Below are 4683 nucleotides of genomic sequence, written 5' to 3' on the forward strand. Positions count from 1 at the left end.
GAGCGGGTCGCCGACCAGGTCCTTCGCCTTCATGGCGTCAGCTTCGGTGGTGCCGGTCTGGGTGAGCTCGGCGCCGCCGAGGCTCGCGCGGGCGCCGCAATAATAAGCGCAGCCTTCAGGCGTCTTGTCGGGGAGGCGAAGTGTCTTGCCCGAGATCGTCGCCTCGATCGTACAAGCGGAATCGCCCGCCATCGCCAGGCGGAGCTTGTCGCCGTCCTTGGCCAGAGTGCCGGCGCCGGAGCAGCTGTGCATGTTGCCGCCCCAGACGACGAGGCCGAAGCGCGCTTCCCCGCCCTTCCCTTCGACGACGCACATCTGGTTCCTGGGAGTGCCGCCGCCCTCGTAAAGGCCGATGAGCGTGCCGAGCCGCGGCAGCCGGCCGGGCTGCTCACTCGCCTGCTTCGCCGCTGCATCGTTGCCGCCGCCGACCTGCCCGGCCGGCTGTTGCTGGCAGGCCGCGAGGAGGAGAAGCGGAAGGAGGAGCCTTTTCATGACGCCTCAACAGTTACAGCCAGCAAGGGTTCAGGCAAGCCGGTCTAAGCGAGGCACTCACTTTCCATCATTCGAAATTCGATTCCGCGATAGCGGGGCGACAAAGCGCGCGCCCCTCCCTATATGCCGGTCATCGGGCGAGCGACGGGCGGAGCCATGCTGACAACCAATCCTTTCGATCCGGAGCTTTCCGGGGACAAGCTGCGCGAGGAATGCGGCGTGTTCGGCATCTGGGGCGCCGACACTTCCGCGGCGATCGTTGCGCTCGGGCTCCACGCGCTTCAGCACCGTGGGCAGGAAGCCGCGGGCATCACCAGCTGGGACGGCCGCGCCTTCCACAGCCACCGGGCCCAGGGGCACGTGGCGGGAAATTTCGACCGCGACGACATCATCCGCAGTCTCGCCGGGCGGGCGGCGATCGGCCACGTGCGCTATTCGACGACCGGCGAGACGGCGCTCCGCAACGTGCAGCCGCTGTTCGCCGAGCTCTCCTCGGGCGGCTTCGCGGTCGCGCATAACGGCAATATCTCGAACGCCTTGAAGGTCCGGCGCGAGCTCAACCGGCGCGGCTCGATCTTCCAGTCGACCTCAGACACCGAGGTGATCATTCACCTGGTCGCGACCTCGACCTACCGGACCCTGCTCGACCGGTTCATCGACGCGCTGAAGCAGGTGGAGGGGGCCTACAGCCTCGTCTGCCTGACGAGCGAGGGCATGCTCGCCTGCCGCGATCCGCTCGGCATCCGCCCGCTGGTGATGGGCCGCCTCGGCGACGCCTATATCTTCGCTTCGGAGACAGTGGCGCTGGACGTGGTCGGCGCGACCTATATCCGCTCCGTAGAGCCGGGCGAGCTGGTGGTCGTCTCCGACAAGGGCATCCGCTCGCATCGTCCGTTCGCTGGGGTGCGCCCGCGGCCCTGCATCTTCGAGCATGTCTATTTCGCGCGGCCGGACAGCATCGTTGACGGGTCGTCGGTCTACGAAGTCCGCAAGCGGATCGGCGCGGAGCTTGCGCGCGAGAACAATGTCGATGCCGATTATGTGGTGCCTGTGCCCGATTCGGGCGTTCCGGCGGCGATCGGCTACGCGCAGGAAAGCGGCATTCCGTTCGAACTCGGGATCATCCGCTCGCACTATGTGGGGCGCACCTTCATCCAGCCCTCGGACCAGGTCCGGCACCTCGGCGTGAAGCTGAAGCACAATGCCAACAGCGCCCTGATCCAGGGCAAGCGGCTCGTCCTCATCGACGACTCGATCGTGCGCGGGACGACGAGCCTCAAGATCGTGCAGATGCTACGGGATGCCGGCGCGCGCGAAGTGCACATGCGGATCGCGTCGCCGCCGACTCGGCACAGCTGCTTCTACGGAGTGGATACGCCGGAGCGGGCGAAGCTGCTTGCGGCGCAAATGGATGTGGCGGCGATGGCCAATTACATCCACGCCGACAGCCTCGCCTTCCTCTCCATCGACGGCCTCTACCGGGCGGTGGGCGAGGATATCCGCGACGAGGCGCAGCCGCAGCATTGCGACGCCTGCTTCACCGGCGACTATCCGACGCGCCTCACCGACCATGAAGAGCATGAGCCGGCGGACCAGCTGGCGCTGCTGGCGGAACGCTACGCCTGATGCCGGGAGCTCTCGACGGACAATTGGCGCTGGTCACCGGCGCCAGCCGCGGCATCGGTGCCGCGATCGCCGAGGCTTTGGCGCGGGAGGGCGCGCATGTCGTGCTCACCGCCCGCACCGGTTCCGCACTGGAAGAGGTCGAGGAGCGGATCCACGAGGTGGGCGGGAGCGCCACGATCGCTCCGCTGGACCTCACCGACGGCGACAGCATTGCACGCCTCGGCGCCGCCATCTCCGGGCGGTGGGAGGCGCTGGACCTGCTGGTGCTGAACGCGGCGATGCTCGGCTCGCTGGCGCCCGTCCAGGCGGTCGAGAGCAAGGAATTCAACCGGGTGATGACGCTCAACCTGCTCGCGCAGCAGGCGATGATCGCCACCTTCGATGCGATGCTCCGCAAGAGCAAACGCAGCCGCGTGCTGGCGCTGACCTCGAGCGTCGGGCGGCATCCGCGGGCCTATTGGGGCGCCTATGGAGCCTCCAAGGCGGCGCTGGAAACACTGCTGCTGAGCTATGCCGAGGAGAACCGCAACTTCCCCTCCCCCAAGGTCGCGATCGTCGATCCGGGCGCGACGGCGACGAAGATGCGGGCCAGCGCTTTCCCGGGCGAGGATCCGACGACGGTGAAGCCGGCCAGCGCGGTGGCGGAAGCGGTGATGGAGATGCTGCGAACCGGCTTCGAGACCGGCCACCGGCTGGAAGTCAGGGGCTAATCACCCCTGTCCGTTCGGGCTGAGCCTGTCGAAGCCCTTCCCTTTTCTTGAGCATTGCGCGCGAGTTCGCTGATCATCTTCCAGTCGCCCCGGATCAGCGCGAGCTTCTTGGAGCGACCCCAACCCTTGAGCTGGCGCTCCGCCTGCAAGGCTTCGTAGCGGGATGGAAATTCATCCGACCACACCAGCTTCACCGGAAGCCGCGTAGACGTATAGCCACCCATTTGGCCGCTGATATGCTCAGCCATCCGATGCTCCAGATCGTCGGTATGGCCGACGTAGAAGCTGCGGTCGGCGCAGTGGAGCATGTAGGTCCAGAAACCCATTGAGTGAGGAAGACAGAAAGGGAGGGCTTCGACAAGCTCAGCCCGAACGAGCTTGGGTTATCCCGTGTTCACAAGCGTCACCTGGGCGACGTCGATGCCGGCGCCGCGGAAGCCGCCTTCGCAGTACATGAGGTAGTAGCGCCAGAGATCGTGGAAGCTGCGGTCGAAGCCGGGGGGGAGCCTGCCCTCCTCGACGGCGGAATCGAAGCGTTGGCGCCAGTGCTTCAGGGTCTCGGCATAATGGAGGCCGTAGCCGCGGCGGTCGTGCCAGCTTAGCCCCTCCTGCTCGGCGATGACGCGGAAGCGGGGCTCGCTCACCAGCATGCCGCCGGGGAAGATGTAGGTCTGGATGAAGTCGGCGCTCGAGGCGTAGCTTTCGAACAGAGGCTCGCGAATCGAGATGAGCTGGAGCGCCGCCTTGCCGCCGGGCTTCAGCACGCGAGCAATGCTTCGAAGGTAATCCGGCCAATATTCCTGCCCGACCGCTTCGACCATCTCGACGCTTGCGACGGCGTCGAACGTGCCCGCCACATCCCGATAATCGGTTAGCTCAATCGATGCAGGCAGGGCCCGAAGCCGCTGCTCCGCATAATCCTTCTGCGCCTGCGACAGGGTGAGGCCGGTGACGTGGACGCCGTAATCGCGCGCCCCGATCTCGGCGAGCGAGCCCCAGCCGCAGCCGATCTCCAGCAGCCGCTGGCCGGGCTTCAGGTCCAGCCGATCGAGCAGCAGCCGGATCTTCCGCTCCTGCGCCGCCTCCAGCGGCTCGTGGGGCCGCTCGGAAAAGACCGCGCTCGAATAGGTCATGCTCTCGTCGAGCCAGGCTGCGTAGAAATCGTTGCCGAGGTCGTAATGATGCTCGATGTTGCGCCGGGCGCGGCTCTTGTCGTTCCGGCGGAGGCGATGCGCCAGCCAGTTAACGATCCGGAAAAAGCCTTTCGCCCGAGCGGTTTCGCCAAGGCTCTCACCATTTCGCATGAAGAGATCGAACAAGGGCACCGGGTCCGGGCTCGACCATTCGCCCTGCGCCCAGGCCTTGTACCAGCCAACCGAGCCCGACGTCATCAGCCGCACCAGCGCACGCCAGCTTTGGAGGTGCACGACCGGCATCGGCCCGGGTGCGCGGCCGCCGAGGATTCGGCGGGTGCCGTCGGGAAGCGTCGCATCAATCCCGCCGGCGAGGAGGCCCGCGTCGATCCTATCCAGCACCCGGCCGAAGCCGCGCCCGGACATGCGGGCCAGAAACCCGCCCCCCGTGACGAAGCCGCGATCGGCCGCGACGAGGTGGCGTCCTCTGGGCTGTTCGTTCACCGGGTCGTCCGCCGCGTCAGATTGCGTGCGGTTCCTTGGTCACTTCCCAGCTCTGGCCCTTGCCGACCAGGGCCTGGAGGTCCGGCTTCTTGCCGGCGCTCGCCTGGGCGTTCTGCTCGATGACGGCGCTTTCGAAGGTGGGCGCGGGGTCTTCGTAGATGACACCGAGCGCGACCGGGAAACCCTGCAGCGGCATCTCCACCAGCATGTGGGCGACC

Annotated in this window: 5 protein-coding genes and 1 pseudogene; 2 read left to right on the forward strand and 4 right to left on the reverse strand. The window is 66.8% G+C overall.

Annotation, left to right across the window (positions count from 1 at the left end; genetic code table 11):
- Positions 1–492: hypothetical protein (locus VF662_RS03110; RefSeq protein WP_464137585.1), on the reverse strand; the 492-nt coding region annotated here is incomplete at its 3' end.
- 156 nt (positions 493–648) lie between these two features.
- On the opposite strand from VF662_RS03110, the gene purF reads away from it, so the two are divergent.
- Together purF and VF662_RS03120 are read left to right on the forward strand one after the other, a co-directional pair.
- The gene (gene purF / locus VF662_RS03115; protein WP_464137587.1) at positions 649–2118 is read left to right on the forward strand and encodes an amidophosphoribosyltransferase; all 1470 of its coding nucleotides are present in this window, start codon (positions 649–651) and stop codon (positions 2116–2118) included.
- Entirely contained in the window at positions 2118–2828 is a 711-nt protein-coding gene (locus VF662_RS03120; RefSeq protein WP_464137589.1) for an SDR family NAD(P)-dependent oxidoreductase, read from the forward strand. Before purF ends, VF662_RS03120 begins: the two co-directional genes overlap by 1 nt.
- Here the strand turns inward: VF662_RS03120 and VF662_RS03125 are convergent.
- From VF662_RS03125 to VF662_RS03135, 3 genes and pseudogenes are all read right to left on the reverse strand, one after another.
- The gene (locus VF662_RS03125; RefSeq protein WP_464137590.1) at positions 2825–3154 is read right to left on the reverse strand and encodes a GIY-YIG nuclease family protein; all 330 of its coding nucleotides are present in this window, start codon (positions 3152–3154) and stop codon (positions 2825–2827) included. The two genes, VF662_RS03120 and VF662_RS03125, sit on opposite strands and share 4 nt — an antisense overlap.
- A gap of 57 nt (positions 3155–3211) precedes the next feature.
- The gene (locus VF662_RS03130; RefSeq protein ID WP_464137593.1) at positions 3212–4465 is read right to left on the reverse strand and encodes a class I SAM-dependent methyltransferase; all 1254 of its coding nucleotides are present in this window, start codon (positions 4463–4465) and stop codon (positions 3212–3214) included.
- Positions 4466–4481: 16 nt separating this feature from the next.
- Positions 4482–4683 (reverse strand): annotated as a pseudogene (locus VF662_RS03135) (2-oxoacid:ferredoxin oxidoreductase subunit beta); the annotation flags it as partial.

The organism is Allosphingosinicella sp. (assembly GCF_036387215.1).
In the GTDB taxonomy this organism is placed as follows: Bacteria; Pseudomonadota; Alphaproteobacteria; order Sphingomonadales; family Sphingomonadaceae; genus Allosphingosinicella.

Coding starts and splice junctions, on each gene's coding strand:
- purF (WP_464137587.1), top strand. CDS start 649: ATGCTGACAACCAATCCTTTCGATCCGGAGCTTTCCGGGGACAAGCTG.
- VF662_RS03120 (WP_464137589.1), top strand. CDS start 2,118: ATGCCGGGAGCTCTCGACGGACAATTGGCGCTGGTCACCGGCGCCAGC.
- VF662_RS03125 (WP_464137590.1), bottom strand. CDS start 3,154: ATGGGTTTCTGGACCTACATGCTCCACTGCGCCGACCGCAGCTTCTAC.